This window comes from Acidovorax sp. DMC1, assembly GCF_056314325.1.
The window spans coordinates 503,604-524,133 of sequence record NZ_JBQUYO010000001.1 but is presented as its reverse complement, the minus strand read 5'-3'; the positions used below and the strand labels follow the sequence as shown (position 1 = coordinate 524,133).

The 20,530-nt window shown below is 64.0% G+C and carries 11 protein-coding genes and 1 pseudogene; 10 read left to right on the top strand and 2 right to left on the bottom strand.

Going from position 1 to position 20,530, the window contains the following annotated elements; translation table 11 throughout:
* The first annotated feature begins 1 nt into the window (after position 1).
* The 4 genes from ACT531_RS02405 (at position 2) to ptsP (ending at position 3,863) form a co-directional block, all read left to right on the top strand.
* Complete coding sequence (locus tag ACT531_RS02405; protein WP_476016618.1) at positions 2 to 1,264, top strand: MFS transporter; 1,263 nt, start codon at positions 2 to 4, stop codon at positions 1,262 to 1,264.
* A gap of 85 nt (positions 1,265 to 1,349) precedes the next feature.
* The gene (locus ACT531_RS02400) at positions 1,350 to 1,802 is read left to right on the top strand and encodes a PTS sugar transporter subunit IIA (protein ID WP_060987370.1); all 453 of its coding nucleotides are present in this window, start codon (positions 1,350 to 1,352) and stop codon (positions 1,800 to 1,802) included.
* Positions 1,771 to 2,040 (top strand): HPr family phosphocarrier protein, encoded by a 270-nt coding sequence (locus ACT531_RS02395; protein WP_056058887.1) that lies wholly within the window; start codon positions 1,771 to 1,773, stop codon positions 2,038 to 2,040. The genes ACT531_RS02400 and ACT531_RS02395 overlap by 32 nt, the downstream gene beginning before the upstream one ends.
* Before the next feature lie 53 nt (positions 2,041 to 2,093).
* A complete protein-coding gene (ptsP, locus tag ACT531_RS02390; protein WP_110961978.1) occupies positions 2,094 to 3,863 on the top strand; it encodes a phosphoenolpyruvate--protein phosphotransferase in 1,770 nt (589 codons plus the stop codon).
* A 114-nt stretch (positions 3,864 to 3,977) separates the two neighbouring features.
* On the opposite strand, the gene ACT531_RS02385 is transcribed toward ptsP, so the two are convergent.
* Both ACT531_RS02385 and ACT531_RS02380 read right to left on the bottom strand, forming a co-directional pair.
* The gene (locus ACT531_RS02385) at positions 3,978 to 4,811 is read right to left on the bottom strand and encodes a DMT family transporter (RefSeq protein ID WP_476016348.1); all 834 of its coding nucleotides are present in this window, start codon (positions 4,809 to 4,811) and stop codon (positions 3,978 to 3,980) included.
* 215 nt (positions 4,812 to 5,026) lie between these two features.
* Positions 5,027 to 5,764: an AraC family transcriptional regulator gene (locus tag ACT531_RS02380; RefSeq protein ID WP_476016347.1), complete on the bottom strand. Its 738-nt coding sequence runs from the start codon at positions 5,762 to 5,764 to the stop codon at positions 5,027 to 5,029.
* Positions 5,765 to 5,919: 155 nt separating this feature from the next.
* Between ACT531_RS02380 and ACT531_RS02375 the strand changes: the two genes are divergently transcribed.
* The 6 genes and pseudogenes from ACT531_RS02375 (at position 5,920) to ACT531_RS02350 (ending at position 20,439) form a co-directional block, all read left to right on the top strand.
* Positions 5,920 to 8,082: a type I secretion system permease/ATPase gene (locus ACT531_RS02375; protein WP_476016346.1), complete on the top strand. Its 2,163-nt coding sequence runs from the start codon at positions 5,920 to 5,922 to the stop codon at positions 8,080 to 8,082.
* A gap of 1 nt (position 8,083) precedes the next feature.
* On the top strand, positions 8,084 to 9,499 hold the full coding sequence (locus ACT531_RS02370) for an HlyD family type I secretion periplasmic adaptor subunit (protein ID WP_476016345.1): 1,416 nt from the start codon (positions 8,084 to 8,086) through the stop codon (positions 9,497 to 9,499).
* 5 nt (positions 9,500 to 9,504) lie between these two features.
* Positions 9,505 to 10,158, top strand: a complete 654-nt coding sequence (locus ACT531_RS02365) for a helix-turn-helix transcriptional regulator (RefSeq protein WP_476016344.1) — start codon at positions 9,505 to 9,507, stop codon at positions 10,156 to 10,158.
* Positions 10,151 to 10,369 (top strand): hypothetical protein, encoded by a 219-nt coding sequence (locus ACT531_RS02360; RefSeq protein WP_476016343.1) that lies wholly within the window; start codon positions 10,151 to 10,153, stop codon positions 10,367 to 10,369. The genes ACT531_RS02365 and ACT531_RS02360 overlap by 8 nt, the downstream gene beginning before the upstream one ends.
* Before the next feature lie 143 nt (positions 10,370 to 10,512).
* Positions 10,513 to 10,929: pseudogene (locus ACT531_RS02355) on the top strand (retention module-containing protein); the annotation flags it as partial.
* A 513-nt stretch (positions 10,930 to 11,442) separates the two neighbouring features.
* Entirely contained in the window at positions 11,443 to 20,439 is an 8,997-nt protein-coding gene (locus ACT531_RS02350; RefSeq protein WP_476016617.1) for a DUF5801 repeats-in-toxin domain-containing protein, read from the top strand.
* The last annotated feature ends 91 nt before the right edge of the window (positions 20,440 to 20,530 follow it).

Genomic DNA, 20,530 nt, shown 5'->3' with positions numbered 1-20,530 from the left:
GATGAGCGGCAGCGGCGGCGTATTGCCACGGCGGGCGGCCGTCATCGTCTTTCTGGCGTTTGCCTTTGCCTACTTCTTGTCGGCGCTGGTGCGCGCCGTCACGGCCACCCTGGCGCCCACGCTGGCCCAGGAGTTCTCGCTGCACGCGCGGGATCTGGGGCTGCTGGCGGGCGGGTACTTTCTGGGCTTTTCGGCCACGCAGCTCCCGCTGGGCACCTGGCTGGACCGGCACGGGCCCAAGAAGGTCGCGCTGGGCTTCTTGGGCGTGGCCGTGGTGGGCAGCTTGGTGTTTTCGGCGGCCACCGGGTTTTCGGGGCTGCTGGCCGGGCGCGTGTTGTGCGGCGCGGGCGTCAGTGCCTGCCTGATGGCGCCGCTCACCGGCTACCGCCGGTGGCTGGAGCCGGTGGCGCAGATGCGGGCGAATTCGTGGATGTTGATGACGGGCTCGCTCGGCATGGTGGCCTCCACGCTGCCAGTGCAATGGGCCTTGCCGCTGGTGGGCTGGCGCCCGCTGTTCTGGGGGCTGGCGGTATTGATCGCGCTGTCGATGGTCGTGATTGCCCTGTGGGTGCCGGGGTGGGGCCCGGCGGGGCAGGCGAAGGCCGCGTCCGGCGCCGCAGAGGCCGTGCCCCAGGGCTATGGCGTGGTGTGGCGGCACCCCTATTTCCAGCGCCTCGCGCCGCTGGGGTTCTTCTGCTATGGCGGCATGGTGGCCATGCAGACGCTGTGGGCCGGGCCGTGGATGCAGCGTGTGGCGGGCTACACCGCGCTGGAGTCGGCCACAGGCCTGTTCTGGATCAACGTTTCGATGCTGTGCACCTTCTGGACCTGGGGCATGGTCAACCCCTGGCTGCTGCGCAAGGGGTTTGGGGCCGACCGACTGATGGCCATGGGGCTGCCGCTGTGTTCGGTCGTACTGCTGGGCATCATCCTGGCCGGGCCCCAGGCCGGGGGAGGCGCCTGGGCGCTGTTCTGCGTGTCATGCACCTTCGTGTCTTTGTCGCAGCCCGCCGTGGCCATGGCGTTTCCGCAGGCGCTGGCAGGGCGCGCACTGTCGGCCTACAACCTCGTGATTTTTGTGGGCGTGTTTGTGGTGCAGTGGGGCATCGGGCTGGCGGTGGACGCGTTTGCCGCCGCGGGGCTGGCCACCGTGCCCGCGTTCCAGGCGGCCATGGCGGTGTACCTGGCATGCAACGCCGGCGCCTACGCGTGGTTCCTGCTTCGGGGGCGGCGCCATAATGTGCTGACAACCCCCACACCATGAACACTTGCGCAACTACCGATGCAACCACGGGCCGCCTCTGCATGACCGGCCCTTCGTTGATCCCCGCGTGGCGTGAGTCGTGACCATGAGCCCCACCAGCATCCTCATCATTGCTCACGCCCCGCTGGCCCATGCGCTGCGCGAATGCGCGCTGCACGTGTTTGCCGACTGCGGCAGCAGCGTGGCTGCGCTTGATGTGCAGCCCAACCAACCCCCCGAAGAATCGCTGGCCCAGGCGCGCATCATGCTGGACCAGCTGGGCACCGACACCACCCTGGTGCTGACCGATGTGTTCGGCGCCACACCCTGCAACGTGGCGCAACGCCTGGTCGATGGCGTGCGCTCGCGCTTGGTGACGGGCGTCAATTTGCCCATGCTGCTGCGCGCCGTGAGCTACCGGGCCGAGTCGCTCGACTCCGTGGTGAGCCGCGCCGTGGTGGGGGGCACCCAAGGGGTGATGCAGGTGGCCATTTCCGCGCCGCAGAACCAGAACCGCCGTAACCGACATGATCAAGACCCGTACGACCATCAGCAATAAACTGGGCCTGCATGCCCGCGCGTCGGCCAAGCTCACCAAGCTGGCCGGCAGCTTTCCGTGTGACGTTTTCATGAGCAAGGGAGAGCGCCGCATCAACGCCAAGAGCATCATGGGCGTGATGATGCTGGCCGCCGGGCTCGGCTCCGAAGTGGAGCTGGAAACCAACGGCGACCGCGAGCAAGAGGCGATGGACGCCCTGCTGGCGCTCATTGCCGACAAGTTTGGCGAGGGTGAATAAGCCTGCTCATTTCGCCTGTGTCCTGACCCCGCCGAACCTTTGATCGCACCACCATGACCTTCTCCGTCCACGGCCTCGCAGTTGCACGCGGCATTGCCATTGGCCGGGCCGTGCTGGTGGCGTCCAGCCGGGTGGATGTGGCGCACTACTTTGTCGAGCCCTCCCAGGTCGAAGGTGAGATCGAGCGCGTGCGCCAGGGCCGCAATGCGGTGGTCGAGGAGCTGCAGCGCCTGCAGACCGACATGCCCGCTGATGCGCCGCACGAGCTGACCGCGCTGCTGGACGTGCACCTGATGCTGCTGCAGGACGAGGCCCTCACCGGCGGCGTCAAGCACTGGATTACCGAGCGCCTGTACAACGCCGAGTGGGCGCTCACCACCCAGCTCGAAGTGATTGCGCGCCAGTTCGATGAGATGGAGGACGAGTACCTGCGCGAACGCAAGGCCGACCTGGAGCAGGTGGTCGAGCGCATCCTGCGCCATATGAAGGGCGTGGCCAGCCCCGTGGCGCCACCGGCCAGCAGCCCGCGCCGGCACAAGCAACTGGGCCTGCAGCAGGACCTGCTGTTGGACGACACGGTGGACGTGCCCCTGGTGCTGGTGGCGCACGACCTCTCACCCGCCGACATGCTGCAGTTCAAGCAAAGCGTGTTCGCCGGGTTTGTGACCGACGTGGGCGGTAAGACATCGCACACTGCCATCGTCGCGCGCAGCATGGACATCCCCGCCGTGGTGGGTGCGCGCGCCGCCAGCCAGCTGGTGCGGCAGGACGACTGGGTCATCATCGACGGCGATGCGGGCGTGGTCATCGTGGACCCTTCGCCCATCATCCTGGCCGAATACGGATTTCGCCAGCGCCAGGTCGAGCTGGAGCGCGAGCGCCTGGCGCGCCTGCGCCACACCCCCGCCATCACCATCGACGGCCACAAGATCGAGCTGCTGGCCAACATCGAACAGCCCGGCGACGCCGCCGCTGCCGTGCGCGCGGGCGCCGTCGGTGTGGGCCTGTTCCGCAGCGAATTTCTGTTCATGGGCAAAAGCGGCAACCTGCCCGGCGAGGACGAGCAGTACCGCGCCTACTGCGAGGCCATCGACGGCATGCAGGGCCTGCCGGTCACCATCCGCACCATCGATGTGGGCGCCGACAAACCGCTCGACAACAAGGCCCACAAGGACAACTACCTCAACCCCGCGCTGGGTCTGCGCGCCATCCGCTGGAGCCTGGCCGACCCTGCCATGTTCCGCACCCAACTGCGTGCCGTGCTGCGCGCCGCGGCGCATGGCAAGGTCAACCTGCTGTTCCCCATGCTCGCGCACACGCATGAGATCCAGCAGACGCTCGCTCAGGTCGATCTGGCCCGGGGTGAGCTGGACGCGCGTGGCGAGCCCTACGGCCCGGTGCAGCTGGGCGCGATGATCGAGGTGCCCGCCGCGGCGCTCATGGTGCGCACTTTCCTCAAATACTTCGATTTCTTGTCCATCGGCACCAACGACCTGATCCAGTACACGCTGGCCATCGACCGTGCCGACGAGGCCGTGGCGCACCTGTACGACCCGTTGCACCCCGCCGTGCTGCGCCTGGTGGGCGACGTGATCGCCGAGGGCGAGCGCCAGGGCAAAAGCGTGTGTGTGTGCGGCGAGACGGCGGGCGACGTGACCATGACGCGCCTGCTGCTGGGACTGGGCCTGCGCAGCTTCTCCATGCACCCGGCGCAGATCCTGGCCGTCAAGCAGGAGGTGCTGCGCGCCGACACGCGCAAGCTCGCCCCCTGGGCCCAGCAGGTACTGGACGGCGACGAGCCCGCCGTGCTGCTCAAAGGCTGACGCCCTGGGACGCAGTAGTTACTTTAAAATTGATAGCTGCTGGGGCATATGCCACTAGCGCTATCGACCTGTTTGCCTATTTTTGCTGCCGCAGGTGCGTTAATCCTGCACCCGTCAGCGCGCCCGCATTCCCATCACCGCTGCGCTGATGATCATGACGGTGGCCAGTGCAATGCTCCAGGTGAAGGTGCGGCCGCTCACCAAAATCAGCAGCGCCGTGGAGGCCAGCGGCGTGATGTAGCTCAGGATGCCGATGTGCCGTGCGTCCCCCAGCTTCAGCGCCTTGTCCCACATAAAGAACGACGCCCCCAGCGGCCCCAGCCCCAACACCGCCAGCAGCCCCCAGTCGCGCGGCTGCAGCGCCACGGCGGGCTCCAGCAGCCCATGGCATAGCAGCGACAGCACGCCAGACACCAGCCCGAAGAGGCCAATCGCCGTGGTGGGGAACGCTGCCACACGCTTGGTCATGAGCGAATAGGTGGCCCAGATGAAGGCGGCGGCCAGCGCGGGCAGGTAGCCCCAGGCCAGCGTGCCGCTCAACTCGCGTCCGCCTGCAATGGCGATGGCCGCGCCCCCAAACCCCAGCAGCGCCGCCAGTACATGCGGCAGTCGCAGTGCCACGCCCGGCAGCACCACGGGTGACAGCACCACGATGAACAGCGGCCACAGGTAGTTGACGAGGTTCGCCTCCACCGGCGGCGCGTGGCGCAGCGCGATGAACAGCAGAAAGTGGTACGCAAACAGGCCATACACGCCCAAGGCCAGCGTGCGCAGCGGAATGCGCCACTGCGACGGATCACGCAGCACAAAGGGCCATGCGGGCACGCTGCCGATGATGAGCGCAATGCCCGTGAGCAGGAAGGGCGGAATGTGGGTGAGGGACACCCCCAGCGAGGCGAGAGAAGCCCATAGCGCAATGGCGCCCAGGGCATAGAGGTTGGCTTGCATGGCGCCGAGCTTACGCGCGCCTGCTGTAGTGAATCGTCGCGCAACACCGGTGTGTCGTCGCGCGCCGAGGTTTTGATTCCATTTCTCAATCATCCGTGTCGTTGTTGCCTCGCCTAGCCGTGCTACAGCACTGTCTGCGGCTTCGCGCCTGGACACAAATGATTTGGAAATGGAATGAGAGGGTGCTGCCCGCAGTTGCCTGCCGTGATGTGTCGTTAAGCGTTGTGCTCGGCTCGGCGCAAGGCTGCAGTGAGGGCGGAAGGCGAGCGGTACCCAGTGCGCTGGGCCACCTCAGCCACCGCCATGCCGGTGCTGCGCAGCACCCGGGCCTGCGCCAGGCGCAAGCCGCGCAGCCAGGCCATGGCGCCTATGCCGTGGTCGTCCCGGCAGCGCGCGGCAAACTGGCTGGGGCTCAGGTGCACCTGCGCAGCCAGGTCGGCCACGGTCAGTTCCCGGTGCCACTGCTGGGCAGCCCACTGCTGCAGAGCGGCCCAGTCGATGGTGCGACCGCGCGTGGTCTCCAGATTCATCCCTGCTGGAGCTAGGCGTTTGGTGGGAAACGGTTGTCTTGCAGTCAGCCAAGCCTCTCGCAGCAAGGCGGGGCCATGGGTCAGCGCCAGCGGGTGGCCCTGCTGCAATGCGCTGACCAAGTAGTGCACTAAGGGTAGCGCCTGGGCGGGGGGGGACATCGCCGCAGGCATGCGCGTGAGTGCTGCCCAGGCAGGGTGGGCACTGTCGAGCACCAGGCACAGGCTGCCATCTGCGGACTCGAAATCGTGCCGGTCCCCCGGAGCGATGACGCAGCCCCCGCCGGTAGGTACCTGCACGCCGCGCCCTTCCACCTCCAGTTCCAGCGCGCCCGATAGCCCCAGTAGTATCTGGAAGTGGTCGTGGCTGTGGCGGCCGGGGGAGGCGCCGTAGCGGCGCAGGGAGAGCTGATCTGAGGTGTCCATTGGGGGCGTCCGACCGTGGATTTTGCTGCAACTGTCGGTCCGGCTCCAGAGGCACGCTGGCGGGAGCGGTTGCCGCCGAGGCTGCCATTTATTGCTTCGCTGTTTGAATTTATGTTGCTAGAGTGATTTGGAACATTGAGCAACAAGGAATTCATATGGTTTCAAATGCAGGTGTGGTACAGCCTGCAAGGCTTGCAGTGGGCAGTTCTGACGAGTTGTTGTCGTGTCTGCTGATCGTGGCCAAGGCGCATGGCGTGCCTTCCACGGCTGAGGCCGTGATGGCAGGGCTACCCGCAGAACAGCACCGACTGACCCCCAGCCTGTTCGCGCGTGCAGCTCGCCGCGCCCACATGAGCAGTCGCTTGGTGCGTGAGCCTCTGACTCGGGTCAAGGATGTGCTGCTGCCAGCGGTATTGCTGCTGAAGGGCGAGCGCGCCTGTGTGCTTCTTGGCTGGAGCGATGGGCGCGGCGAGGCAGTCGTCGTGTTCCCGGAGCTGGGTGATGCACCCGTCCAGGTGTCGCGTGGTGCATTGGAGGCGGACTACCTGGGGACCACGGTATATGTGCGTCCAGCCCAAAGGTTTGATGCACGAGCACCTGAAGTGAAAGCCGGTCGGCATGGGCACTGGTTCTGGTCCGTGCTGGCAGAAAACCATGGCCTGTACCGCGATGTACTGCTGGCCGCGTTACTGGCAAACCTGTTTGCACTCGGCATGCCCATTTTCACCATGAATGTGTATGACCGTGTTGTTCCCAATAACGCGATGGACACTCTGTGGGTGCTGGCACTCGGGCTATCCATCATGCTCGTCGGAGATTTGGTGTTGCGCACCTTGCGGGGTCGGTTTGTGGACTTGGCCAGCAGCCGTGCAGACGTGAAGCTTTCGGCCCATATCATGGAGAAAGTGCTTGGGACACGCATGGAGCAGAGGCCTGCATCGGCGGGATCGTTTGCGTCGAACCTGCGGTCCTTCGAGTCGGTGAGGGACTTCATCAGTTCGGCCTCAGTCGTAGCGTTCATCGATCTGCCGTTTGCGCTGATTTTTGTCGTGGTAATCGGTTGGATTTCCTGGCCCATGCTGATTCCACTGTTCATCGGGGCCTTGGTGATGCTGCTGTACGCACTGGCAGTGCAGGGGCGCATGCACGAGCTGTCCGAAACCACCTACCGCGCCGGGGCACAGCGCAATGCCACGCTGGTGGAGGCGCTGGTGGGTTTCGAGACCGTGAAGGCGCTGGGCGCCGAGGCGCCACTGCAGCGCAAGTGGGAGCGCAGCACGGCCTTGCTGGCGAGGGTCGGCGTGCAACTGCGCCTGCTTTCGGCGACGGCCAGCAACAGTTCGGCCTTCCTGCAGCAGCTCATCAATCTGGTGATCGTTATCCTGGGTGTGTACATGATTGGCGAGCGCCAGCTCACCATGGGTGGACTGATCGCCTGCACCATGCTGGCCTCGCGCGCCATGGCGCCGGTAGGGCAGGTGGCGGGGTTGCTGGTGCAATATCACACGGCTTCTACTGCGCTGACCTCTCTGAACGAAATGATGAAGCGGGATGTGGACAGGCCCGAAGGGGCTAATTTCATCAGTCGGGGGCGTCTCCAGGGGGGCATCGAGTTTCGCGATGTGAGCTTCACCTACCCGGGCCAGCAGGCGGCATCGCTGCGCAATGTGACGTTGAACATCAAGCCTGGGGAGCGCGTGGCCATCTTGGGCCGCATCGGCTCGGGCAAGACCACGCTGCAGAAACTGATCCTGGGGCTGTACCGGCCCACGTCGGGGGCGGTGCTCATTGATGGTATCGACCTGCGACAGCTGGACCCCGCAGAGCAGCGGCGGCAGATGGGTTACGTGCAGCAAGATGTGATGCTGTTCTACGGATCGCTGCGCGACAACATCACGCTGGGAGCGCCGCTGGCAGACGATGAATCGGTGGTGCGCGCGGCTGAGATCGGGGGCATCCTGCCCCTCATCAATGCCCACCCCCAGGGGTTCGACATGCTGGTGGGGGAGCGTGGGGAGTCGCTGTCCGGGGGGCAGCGCCAGGGGGTGTCGATTGCCAGGGCCGTGATCAACGATCCGGCCGTGTTGCTGCTCGACGAGCCCACCTCGTCCATGGACCATTCGAGCGAAGAAGATATCAAGCGCCGCTTGGCGGACTTTTCCAAGGGCCGTACCTTGGTGCTCATCAGCCACAGGACGTCGCTGCTGGAGCTGGTGGACCGCATCATCGTGATGGATGCTGGCCGTGTGGTGGCCGACGGACCCAAGGAGCAGGTGGTGCAGGCGCTGCGGCAGGGGCGCATCGGGAAGGCGGTGTGACATGGCCGAACTCAACGAGAAAGCCTTCCAGCAGATCGGGCGCGCCGTCAAGACGGGTGGGGCGGCCAGCGACTCCATCTTTGGCCGCATGGTCAAGCGGCTCACGCCGGCAGGGTCTGCCGAATCGCTGGACTGGGCGGACGATGCCGACTGGGCGCGCCTTCAGCAGGAGCCTCTGCGCGCCCGCGCACTGCTGCGCCTGGCGGTTCTCTTTTTGCTGTTGCTGGTGCTGTGGGCAGCGTATGCCGAACTGGATGAAGTGACACGCGGCGATGGCAAGGTGGTGCCTACCAGCCAGGTGCAGGTGATCCAGAGCGTGGACGGCGGCATTGTGGAAGAACTGCCGGTGCGCGAGGGGCAGCTCGTGGAAGCGGGCCAGTTGCTGCTGCGTGTGGACTCCACCCGGTTCCTCTCCACCATGCTTGAAAGCCGGGCCAGTCTCCTTGCGCTGCAGGCCAAGGCCCTGCGCTTACAGGCCCTTACCCAGGGGGGCAGTTTCATTCCGCCACCCGAGCTGCTGCGGGATGCCCCGGACATCGTGGCGCAGGAGATGCGCCTGTACCGGTCGCGGCGCGAGGAGATCAGCGCGCAAGTGTCCATCTCGCAAAACCAGCTGCTGCAGCGGCAGCAGGAACTCAACGAAGTGCGTGCGCGCAAGGAGCAGGCCGAGCGGGGGCTGGAGCTGATGCTTAAGGAACTGAATGCCACCAAGCCCATGGTGGCGACGGGCGCCGTCTCCGAAGTCGAGGTGCTGAGGCTCGACCGCGAGGTGGCCCGGCTGCGGGGTGACCGCGAGCAAGCGGATGCGCAGATTTCAAGGGTTCAGGCGGCCATCCAGGAGGCGTCCCGGCGCATCGAGGAGGTGCAGCTCACGGCGCGCAACCAGATGAGCGCGGAGCTGTCGGAGACCATGAGCAAACTCTCCAGCATGTCGGAAGGCGGCCGCGCGCTGGCCGACAAGGTCAAGCACGCCGACATTCGGTCGCCCGTACGCGGCACGGTCAAGCGCCTTCTGGTCAATACCGTGGGGGGGGTGGTGCAGCCTGGCAAGGAGGTCGTGGAAATTGTGCCTTCTGATGATGCGCTGATTCTGGAGGCGCAGGTCAGCCCCCGCGACATCGCCTTTTTGCATCCAGGTCAAGAGGCCATGGTCAAGTTCACTGCTTACGATTTCTCCATCTACGGGGGGTTGGTGGCTGATGTCGTGAACATCAGTGCTGATTCAGTTGTGGATGAAAAGGGCAACGCCAACTATCTGGTAAGAGTGCGTACACGCAAGGCCAGTCTGGGACCGAATTTGCCCATCATTCCTGGAATGGTGGCGCAGGTAGACATCCTCACAGGCAAGAAGACCGTCCTAGCTTATCTTCTCAAGCCTGTGCTGCGCGCCAAGGCCAATGCTCTGTCGGAGAGGTGAAGTCTATGCGCCACTTTCTGATAAGCGACAAGGCCCAGTCGTCAGACCGTTGGTTCACGGCGTTCGAATCGGGGACTTGTTTTGGTAAGTCCGGCAAGTTAATGCTGATTGATGCTTTGCGGCAGCCTGACAACGCCCCAGCCATCGCATGGTTGAGCACGGAGTATTCCGATTGGCCCGAGTTCCTGCGAACGGTGCTTGCAAACGCACCAGCGACGCGTGCAGTTGTGGTGTCTGGCATGCCCGATGATCGTGAGGGCTTACTCGCCATCAATGAAGGGGCTAGGGGGTACTGTCATCTTTTTTCCGTACCCGAAATGTTGAAAGAGGTAGCGGTAGTGGTTCAGCACGGAGGTTTGTGGGTAGGGCCGACATTGGTGGCGCGACTGGCTGCGGCTACCTGGAGCCTTACGGCCTCTCAAACCAGTCCACCGACTCAGGCGAATCTACAGGGTTTACTTTCTTCGCGCGAGCTTGAGGTGGCCCAGGCTGTTGCCCGCGGACTTTCGAACAAGGAGATCGCAGAAAAGCTCTTCATTTCTGAGCGGACAGTGAAGGCTCATCTTGGCGCTGCCTTTGAAAAGCTGGAGGTACGTGACCGCGTGCAACTGGTGCTTCGCCTCAACCAAGGCGCTCAAGGGGCGAGTGGTCATGTCTGACAAAAACATTCATCCCTTGAGTTCCTCCGATGCGGGGTTGGCTAGGGTTACGGAAGACTTGGTCGACTTGCTGATCGCACGGGGCGTCATTCGTTTCACGGATCTTCCATTGGCGGCTCAGAACAAGTTGCTGGAGCGTAAAGAGACCCGTGCTCGGCTCAGCAATAGCTTGGATCTATTGGGCGACGATTCAGGCAACGAAACGATCTGAGAACTCCGGGGCGTTGCCCCTCAAAAGTGGACTTAAGTCCAATGGTGCGTCCAAGACCCCGGCGGTAGCCTTCTGAATCATCAGTCAACTGCCGTTCTTCTGGGCGACAAGAACAGAAGTTTCGGGTTCAACGGAGCATATTTATGTCTCAAATCGCCACTGTCGTAGCTGTGTCGGGCGCAGCATTTGCGGTCGATGCCAATGGCAATCGCCGAGCCCTTAAAGCGGGTGATGTTCTGCAGCAGGGGGAGGTCGTGCAGACCCCTGCGGGCTCCAAGGTCGAGCTACTCATGGACGACGGCAAGTTATTGGCTGTGGCTCCTGAGCAAAGCGTCAAACTGGACGAGAGCGTGACGCAGACGGCAGAGCGTCCCACAGCACAAGATGCAAGTGTTGCTCAAGGCACCATTGATACGGTGATCCAAGCGCTGGAGCGTGGCGGCGACCTCAACGAACAACTGGAGGCTACGGCAGCAGGTCTGGGCGGAGGCGGTGGAGGCGAGGGGGAGGGCAGCAGCTTTGTGCAATTGCTGCGCATCTTTGAGGGGGTGGATCCCCTGTCCTACCTCTACAGCTTCGCTCCAAAAACGGCGCCGGACATCGATGTCAACCCTTTGGCAGTGCTTGCACTGGATGCAGCCAGTCCAGTGCCCCCGCCGACCCCTGCACCGGCCCCCGCACCTTTGCCGCCGGCTCCCCCACCCGCTCCCACCCCCCCGGTCCCGGCGCCACCACCACCCGCTCCACCGCCACCTGGACCTCCTCCTGTGTCTCCTCCGCCTCCGCCACCCGGACCAGAACCGGTGCGGGTGAGCCTGAGCATCACCCTCGAGGAAGAATCCGTCTCTTCTGGCAGGGAAAGCCGAAGTGTGAACGGGGTGATTGGTAACGACGAGGACGAGGGCCTCTATAGCTACCAGCAAGGAACGTTTGATCTGGGTGGTGGCAGCATCTTCTCTATCAGCGTTCCGGGCTTTGCGCCGGTGCCTGTGACAACAGTGGGCGCAACCATTTACTTCAACGCTCAGGGAGAACCCATACCCCTGGGCGATCCCACACCTCCTGCGGTCCTGTTGGTCATTACTTCCAGCGGCAGCTACACCCTGACGGTAGTCGGCCCGCTGCAGCACGCCCCTGGTGGCGGTGAAAACTTTCTGGTCTTGCCCACGGTGACCATCAATGGCGTCACCGGAGAGGGGGGCGCGTTCACGGCCGAAGTCGGCATGTCCGTGCAGGATGACATCCCGGTGATTGAGTCCAGCACCGAAGGCATCCCGACGCTCATGACTTCGGATCGTGGCGTGAATGAGGCTACCAACACCGGCTCCGAGGGTACTGAAAACAACTCTCAAGGACCGGATACAGACACCGACAGCAATACCTTCAACGGCACGGCGTTTGTGGTGTCCTTCGGCGCCGATGGTCCCAAGCTGCATCCTGGCGGGGGGAGTGAAGGGGAGGGCGAGAAGACGCCTGATGGCTATGCGTTTGCTTTCCAGATCGGCAATGGAGGCGCGACGGGACTCTATGCCACTGGTACCAATACCGAGATCATGCTGAGTGCCACCGGCAACCCTGGCGAGGTGGTCGGTCGCGATGGCAGTGGCAACGTGATCCTCACGCTGCAGATGGATCCGCACACTGGCGCCGTGGTCATGACCCAGACGGGCGCCATCCGCCACGCCGCGCCTGATGGAGAGGAAGGTGGACTGGACGAGCTGCAAGCGATTGGCAAGGGCGTGCTTTCCGTGGTGCTGGCCGCCACGGACAACGACGACGACACCGTGATGGCAGCGCTGGACCTGGGCGGGCGGTTGCTCTTTGGTGACGACGTGCCGGTCTATCGCTACGGCAATGATGGGGAAGAATGGCCCGAAGAGGGCGGTGGAAACCAATACTTGCAAACAGGGCTGGAGCCTCGCCTGTCACTGGACGCCGAGGAAGAGTCCGTGCGTGTCGATGGCACCAAGATCGGCAACGACGAGAATGACCTGCCCCTGACTTCCACCGCCAACGGCGGGCTCACCCAGATCAATGGCGCCATCAACTGGGGTGCGGACGGTTTTGGTCAGCTCACCGGCGTGCGCGTGGGCAGTGGTGAAGCTGCCAGTGTGGTGCCCATTGGGCAGACCGTCTGGTTTGGTGCTGATGGTTCTGTGATTCCTGCGGGGCCCGGTGGAACGCAACCTGACGGTGCCGCTGCCAGCCTGCTGGTCGACGCCTCGGGCAGCTACACCCTGACCGTGCTGGCCACCATGAACCATGCGGCCGGTGGCACCGTGGTGCAAGGGGAGGATTGGCTCAATCTGGAAACCGTGCGCCTGATGGGCGAAGACGGTGACGGCGACCCCATCTCCGTAGCGCTGGAAACCCGGGTGCAGGACGACGTGCCAGTGCACGTGAAGGTGCTGGGCGTCCCGGTGCCTCTGGTCGCGCTGCTCGAAGAGGAGTCTGCATCGAATGGTAGCGGTGGAGTGATCGGCAATAACGAATCGCTGGATTGGCTGGGTCTGCTCCCATTGGGCTCGCTGAATGCATCCACGGGCCACGAATCCATGACGGGCGTCGTGCGCTGGGGCGCTGATCAGTTCGGCGGCGTGGAGGCCGTGCGCATTGCTGGACAGGAATACGCAGTGGGCAATGCCGTTGCCACGGTGTACCTGGATCGCAATGGCCAGCCCATTGCTGAAGGTGATACAAGCACCCCGCGCTCGGTGATGCTGGAAATCAATGGCGATAGTGGTGGATACCGCCTCACAGTCATCGGTCCGCTGGACCACGAAGTAGGAGGTGGCGAGAACCTGATGCTGCTGCCCACCGTCACCTTCGTGGGGGTGGATGGGGACGGTGACCAAATTGGCGTGGACCTCATCGCCAAGATCCAGGACGACGTGCCAGAGGCGGTCCGGGTGGATGGGCGGGCCGTCAAGCTCAGCGTGGTGGTCGAGGAAGAGTCCGTGCCTGTGTCGGGTAGCGGCACGTTGGGCAACAACGAAACCGAGAACCCCGACCTCAGCTATGTGAAGTCGGACGCCACCGGCTTCCAGGGCGCCGTGAAGTGGGGTGCTGACCAGTTTGGCGGTATCACGGGCATCAAGGTGCAGAGCGGGTTCTTCTCCGAAAACAGCTACAGCCCGGTGGGCGGCGTGGTGACGGTGTACTTCGACCAGAACGGCAAGGCTCTGGCGGCGGGCGCCACCGGTGGTGCAGCGGTGCTGACGGTGAATGCAGAAACGGGAGCCTACCAGTTCGAGGTGCTGTCGGCACTCAAGCATTCCTCGCAGGGCGAGGATCTGCTGAACCTGCCGAGAATCATGTTCATGGGCCAGGATGGTGATGGCGACATCATAGGCGTGGAACTCAACGCCTCGGTCAAGGACGATGTACCTATCGTGACGGTGTCCGAAGCCGTGCCTGTGGCGGCACATGGTTTCACGGTTGAGTACAAAGGCGGCGAGGCGGGCTACAACAACAGCTTCGGCTACTACTTCAAGAATCCCGACGGCACGATCGACACCTCCAAAGGCGGCATGGTGCTCTGGGACAACGTCAAGACCGAGGGCAATGCGGCGGTGTCGTTGCCCACAGGGGTCACGGCGGACCAGATCGGCTTCTTCATCATCCCCAACGGTGACGGCCGCAACGGTGCCCTGGGAGATACGCAGGCCGTGTCCTTCCAGCAGGTCAACGGAAAGTGGACGGCCTTTGTCGGGGGCGTCGCCCTGTCAGGCGATGGCGCGCCGGTCTACTTCTCGGACCAGCGGCTCAATAGCGATGGCCAGTCGCATGTGCAGCAGACGCCCTCCGGGACATCGGCCGGCCAGGGCAGCCGGGGCAACTTCAACTGGGAAGATCTCAAGATCACCTCCACCAGTTCGGATAAAGACTACGACGACGTCAACCTGAACCTGAACTGGAACGTGCCGCTGCTGGTGAAGGATGCCGAGGCCGATGCGGGCACCAGCTCCGACACGGATGGCAAGGCGCTTTCGGGTAGCTTCCAGTTCAATTTCGGAGCGGATGGCGCCGCTGCCACCGGCAGCAAGACATTCGGCCTGAGTGTGGGCGCCCAGGGGCAGGCCTCTACCCTCAAGGACACCGCAACGGGCTCCACGGTGCTGGTGAAGATGGAGGGTGGGGCGGCCGTGGGCTACATCCTCATCGGTGGTGTCCAGACCAATGTGTTCAAGGTCACGGTGGCTGGCGATGCAGTCAACAACGGCCAGGTTACGGTGGAGCAGTTCCGTGCGGTGGTGCATCCCACGAACGACCCGCATGAGATTGTCAACATCGGCAGCGGCGTGATCCAGCTGACGGCGCAGGCCAAGGATGGCGACGGCGATAGGTCCAACGTGGCGACCTACGACATCGGCCGGCAGATCAACTTCCAGGACACCGGGCCGGTGGCCGCCGACGATGCCCGCAACCTCACGGCCACGGCCGGGGCCACGGGCACGACGAGCCATGCCATCGGCAATGTGCTCAGCAACGACGCCTACGAAGCCAAGGCCGACGGCGGGACTGCCAGCGTGGTGTTTACCCGCACAGGGGGAGACCGTTCGTACGACACGACCGACCTCACAGGCCCATCGCTGGATGCCATGGGGACCATGGGCGGGCTCAAGATCGCCACCGACGGTACGGGGTCCTACACGCTCGACAACCTCAAGGCCATGGCCTTGGGCGCCGGGGCGACGGTGACCGACCAGTTCAACTACCAGATGAAGGACGCAGACGGCGACACCGATGTGGCCAACGTGCGGGTGACGGTACAAGGTGTCAACGATGCGCCCGAGTTCGTGACCGGCAACGATCAGACGACCCAGATATGGATCGACAAGGACGGCGATGGCAACAAGGATGACGGCGAGGTGTCGCGCTACTCCGGGCCGAATGCAGACCAGATCGCCGTCACCGTGCACGAGGACGCCTTGGCGCAGGGCAACCGCGAGAATCCGGGCCAGAGCACCAACGGCGCTGCCGGCTTCGGTGTGGCGGACCCGGACATCGGAGACACGGTTGCCATCCGGTTCGACACCACACCGGGTTCGCTGCCGGTGTTGACTTCTGGCGGTGTCCCGGTCAACTGGGTGGCCAATCCGTCTGGCACCGAGCTGGTGGGCTGGGTGGGTGGCACCCAGGTCATCAAGGTGACGCTGGGTGGCACCTACGACAGTGGCTACACCAGCACGGTGGAACTGTTGGGCCCTGTGGACCATGCGCGACCTGCACCTGGCACGAATACCGACAGCGATGTGAAGGACCTCGACTTCACCGTCATCGCCAATGACCGGCCCGCCAACCCAGCCACGGGCCTGACCGACAGCATGGCACTCAAGGTCACGCTGGAAGACGATGCGCCCAAGGCCACGCTGGTGGACGGTGCACCGGTGGTGCTGAGCGCACTGCTGGAGGAAGAATCGGCCCTGCGCGGAGGTTCCAAGATCGGCAACGACGAGCGCGATGCCACGGACCTGGTCAACGGCTCACAGCTGGAGGCTTCCACGGGTGTCAAGGTGATGACGGGCGCCGTGCAATGGGGTGCTGACGGCTTTGGCAAGGTCACGGCGGTGCAGTTTGGCGGAACCACCGTGCTGGTCGATCCGTCTGCGGGCGGCACGGTGTACTTCAATGCTGCGGGGGTGCCCCAAGGCACTGCAAGCGGCGCAGTCGCAGTGCTGGAGGTCAAGGCCAACGGCGAGTACACACTCACGGTAACCGGTGCCCTGACACACTCCGCCCAGGGCGAGGACACGCTGAACCTGGGCGTGGTGAATATCGTCGGTGAGGACCGCGATGGCGACTCCATCGGCGTGGGGCTGGCGGCCAGCGTCAAGGACGACATCCCTGTCATCGCCACGGTGGATCCCGAACCCGTGCCGGGCATCACCGTGCAGCTGGTGGGCAGCGACGCCGGGTACAACAACACCTGGGGCTACTACATCAAGAATGGCAGCGGCGAGCCCACCACCGGCATGGTGGTCTGGGACAACGTGAAGAACCAGCCGGTGACCAGCGTCACCCTGCCGCCCGGCGTGTTGCCCGGCCAGGTGGGTTTCTTCATGATCCCGAATGGCGACAGCCTCAATGGATCGCTGGGCAACAGCACCCCGGTGAGTTTCTCCAAGGACGGCAGCGGGCAGTGGGTAGCCAGTGCGGGCGGGACGCCGCTGGCGGGGCAGGGGGCGGCTGCGCTGTTCGACAACAGCGCGCTGAACCTGGACGGACTCTCCCATGTCAACACGGTGGCCGTGGGACCGGCTTCGGGCAACCAGAACTGGGAGGACATCTATGGCGGGGGCGACCGGGACTACAACGACGTGCTGCTCAACGTCACCATGCCTCTGCTGGTGGATGACACTTTCCTCGATGTCGATGCAGAGTCCGACCTGGGCTCCACACGCTTCACGGTGAGTTATGGGGCAGATGGTGCCGCAGCGCTGAACGGGAAGGTCTATAGCCTGGTGCTCACCGGTGGAGAAGGCGCGTCCTCGGGTTTCCATGACACGGCACTGTCGTCCAATGGACAGCCTTCGGATGTGCTGCTCAAGAGCGGCCCTGGTGGAGTGGTGATTGGCTATGTCATGGTGGACGGGATGGAGAAGACGGTGTTCAAGCTGTCGATCAATGCCGCCACGGGCGAGGTGACTTTCGACCAGCAGCGCACCGTCGTGCACTCCACTCCGGGCGATTCGAACGAGGTGCAGTCCGCGCTGGCGGGCAAGATCGGTCTGCAGCTGACGGCCACCGATGGCGATGGCGACCATGTGCAGGCCAGCATCGATGTAGGCCGCATGCTGTTCATTGCCGATGACGGCCCCATCGCACGGGACGACACCGATGGCACGCAGTGGGTGGTGGACCACCGGGTTGCAACCGGCAACGTACTCACTGGCGCAGGCACCACCTCGGGGGTGGCGGGCCAGGACCAGCACGAAGGCATGCAGGACGGAGCCAAGGCCGAGGTGGTCCAGGTGCGCGCCGGTGCTGAAGGTGCGGCGTGGACCCCTGGTACGGCTGTCGCCAGCGGCGGCAGCGCCACGGTGGCGGGCCAGTACGGCTCGCTCACCATCGAATCCGATGGTGACTACTCCTACACAGGCCACCAGACGACCATCCAGCTGGGTGGCGGTGCCGGTGTGCCCGCAGGCACCGATGCGTTCGACTACGGCAAGCCTTACACCACGAACCTGGGCGAGCAGCTCATCACCAACCCGAGCGTGGCACAGACCGGCGGTGCGGTGGTCACGGACCAGCCCAGCGGCGCCGGGGTGGACGACCCGACTGAGCCCGTGCCCGGTGATGTGGGTGCAAGCACCCCAGAGCAGGTAGGCTATTCACCGACCCAGGGCACGGAAGCCCTGTCGGTGGACCTGGGCAAGATGGCCGTGCGGGCGGTGGTGGATATCTCCAACCTGTACCAGAACGAATCCGGCCAGGCGGGCAACAATGGCGAAACCGGCCGCTGGGAGGCGTTCGACGCTGCTGGCAACAAGGTAGGCGAGGGGATGATTGGCGGCGCGCTGTTTGCCAACACCAACGTACACCAGGGTCAGGTCGAAATCGAAGTGCTGGGCGCTGATGGCAACCCCATTGCCTTCCAGAACGTGGTGTTCACCGGCGTGGACTACCTGGCGGGCGACAAGGGCAGCGACAGCTCGGACTATTTCGTCAAGGCCGTCAGCTTTGAAGAATATGTGGAGAGCGGCACCAAGGACCAGTTCAGCTACCAGATGAAGGACGGCGACGGCGACACCGACAGCGCCACGCTGACCATCGACACGGGCCACCAGCTGAGCACGCAGGGCCTGGGAATGGTTTATGAAGATGGCCTGGCCACAGGCAACGTAGACAGCAGCCCGCACACCACGGACACCACGGGTACGCTGGGCATGGGCAGCGCCACCTACACCCTTGGTGTGCCCGTACAAAAGATCACCTCGGCAGGCGACGAAGTGCGCTGGACGGTGTCGGGCGATGGCAAGACGCTGACCGGTGTCGCAGGTGCGGGCGAAGACCTGCGCACGGTGGCCGTGGCCACCATTGACGACAGTGGCCAGTACAAGCTGGAGCTGAAGGGCCAGGTGGACCACGCCTACACCCAAAGTGGCGAAGAAAACCTGTACCTGCAGCTGGTGGCCAACAAGACCGAGGGCGGTGAGACCGAGGTGCAGGGCTTCAACGTCAAGATCCAGGACGATGCGCCCGTCTATGTGGGGGGCACGCAGGACACACTGGTCGCCAACAGCGGCGTGGGCGAGGTCGTCGCCGACCTGGGCGCCCGTGTGGGGGCCGATGTGGTGGGGGCCGATGTGAACATGGCGGCTACTACGGCGGCGTCTGTGGGCGGCTCGTCGCTGCGCTATGTGTCCTTGTCGTACATGCAAGGGGGCTCGGTGCAGTCCACGGTGATGACGGTGGATGGCAACAAGGTGTACTACCAGACCACCAGCGACGGCACCATCAAGGCGGTGTACGACGACTGCGGCGAGATCAAGACCGCCTTCACTGTGGAGGGTGTGGTCAACGCGGATGGCACCACAAGCTATGTGACCAACATGCTGGCGGTGGCAGACAAGGTGCAGGTGGGGACTGAAGTTGTCTCGCCGGGCAGCACCACGACCGTGGAAAAGACGGTGGTCTTCGGCGACAGCAAGAACGATGATGTGTTCAAACCATCCGGCCAGTCGTCCTCCGGTGGCACGGAGATGATGGCAAAGTATGTGGATTCCGCCACAGGCATCTACATGGTGGTCACGGCCGATAAGGACGAGACGGTGGTCAACGGTGTGGTGAAGGATGGCTCCAAGTGGGAAGTCACCCAGGACGATGTGATCTTCCAGACCGACGCGAACCAGGCGAATGACCCCAAGGTCAACTGGTCTTCCACAGGCAATGGCAACGGGGGCGGCGGCTTTGGGGTGGGCGACAACTTCATCGACAACGCTTCTTCCGAAGGTGTGCGTGATTCTGACAAGAGCGACGCTGTCGGTGCTGGCGACGGTGCTGGCGAAAGGCTGGTGGTCGAGTTCTTCAAGGCCGATGGCACGCGCCTGAACGTGATTACCGCAGACTTCAAGCTCGACCATCTGGGCAAGGAAGAAACCGCCATCATCAACGCTGGTAACACGACCACCAGTGGAGTGGTGTCCACCACCACTGCAGTCGGCAGCACCCTCTACAAGGATGGCACAACCTCCGGCGGCAATACCAGTGGCGGCACGGCCAGCGTCGAGACCTCTGTCAAGGTGGACCCAGCGGGCAGCACCACGTTCAACACCGTGCAGTTCGCTGCCGAGGACTGCACCGATTACCGGGTGACTGACGCCGCCACGTTGACCTACACCGAGACCGTGACGACTCCACCAGTGACCAAGCCGGTCTACGCTGACCAGACGTGGATCAACTTCCAGGCGGTGGTGGTGGATGGCGACGGCGACCAGCTTGCCAAACCGATCGACGTCAAGGTGGTCATCGACACCGACAACACGCTCGACGGCGACAAGGTGAGCCTGTCAGACCCCACAAATGGCGGTTTGACCATTAAGGGTGGTGATGCGTCGGAAACTATTGTCGGCAGCAAGGGCGACGACACCGTGCTGGCGGGCAAAGGCAACGATGTGGTCAAGGGCGGCGACGGTGACGACAAGCTCGACGGTCAGAGCGGAAACGACACGCTGGACGGCGGCACGGGAAGCGATACCCTGGTCGGCGGGAAAGGCAGCGACGCCCTCACTGGCGGGGATGGCGACGACACGATCAAGATCAACCTGGCGGACAGCACTACGGGCGGCACCCCTGACAAGGATGTCGTCACAGGCCTGGCCGAGGGCGACAAGATTGAAGTGGCCGACCTGCTGGCGGACGATGGTGGCGACCTGCTGGCCAACCTACCCCCCGCTGCCGTCGCAGGAGACACCTCCATCACGCTCGACAGCAACGGGCCCGCGGCTGGCGGCGCATCGCAGACGGTGGTGGTAGAGGACACCACGCCTGCGGCCCTCGCAGTGGATCTGGCCCTTGGGGCACCCAGCGTGGCGACCATCGAAATCAAGCCGAACGAAGACTGATCGGGCCACGCGCTTGGTAGTGGGTTCCCGGCGTCTTCCGACCCCGTGGCCCTTGCGCTTCGCAGCGCAAGGGCTTTTCCCATAGAACTTC

What these genes read in the sequence shown, in the direction of transcription:
- ACT531_RS02360 (WP_476016343.1), top strand. Translation starts at nt 10,151, where the DNA reads ATGTCTGACAAAAACATTCATCCCTTGAGTTCCTCCGATGCGGGGTTG.
- ACT531_RS02385 (WP_476016348.1), bottom strand. Translation starts at nt 4,811, where the DNA reads ATGCAAGCCAACCTCTATGCCCTGGGCGCCATTGCGCTATGGGCTTCT.
- ACT531_RS02375 (WP_476016346.1), top strand. Translation starts at nt 5,920, where the DNA reads ATGGTTTCAAATGCAGGTGTGGTACAGCCTGCAAGGCTTGCAGTGGGC.
- ptsP (WP_110961978.1), top strand. Translation starts at nt 2,094, where the DNA reads ATGACCTTCTCCGTCCACGGCCTCGCAGTTGCACGCGGCATTGCCATT.
- ACT531_RS02395 (WP_056058887.1), top strand. Translation starts at nt 1,771, where the DNA reads ATGATCAAGACCCGTACGACCATCAGCAATAAACTGGGCCTGCATGCC.
- ACT531_RS02365 (WP_476016344.1), top strand. Translation starts at nt 9,505, where the DNA reads ATGCGCCACTTTCTGATAAGCGACAAGGCCCAGTCGTCAGACCGTTGG.
- ACT531_RS02380 (WP_476016347.1), bottom strand. Translation starts at nt 5,764, where the DNA reads ATGGACACCTCAGATCAGCTCTCCCTGCGCCGCTACGGCGCCTCCCCC.
- ACT531_RS02400 (WP_060987370.1), top strand. Translation starts at nt 1,350, where the DNA reads ATGAGCCCCACCAGCATCCTCATCATTGCTCACGCCCCGCTGGCCCAT.
- ACT531_RS02405 (WP_476016618.1), top strand. Translation starts at nt 2, where the DNA reads ATGAGCGGCAGCGGCGGCGTATTGCCACGGCGGGCGGCCGTCATCGTC.
- ACT531_RS02370 (WP_476016345.1), top strand. Translation starts at nt 8,084, where the DNA reads ATGGCCGAACTCAACGAGAAAGCCTTCCAGCAGATCGGGCGCGCCGTC.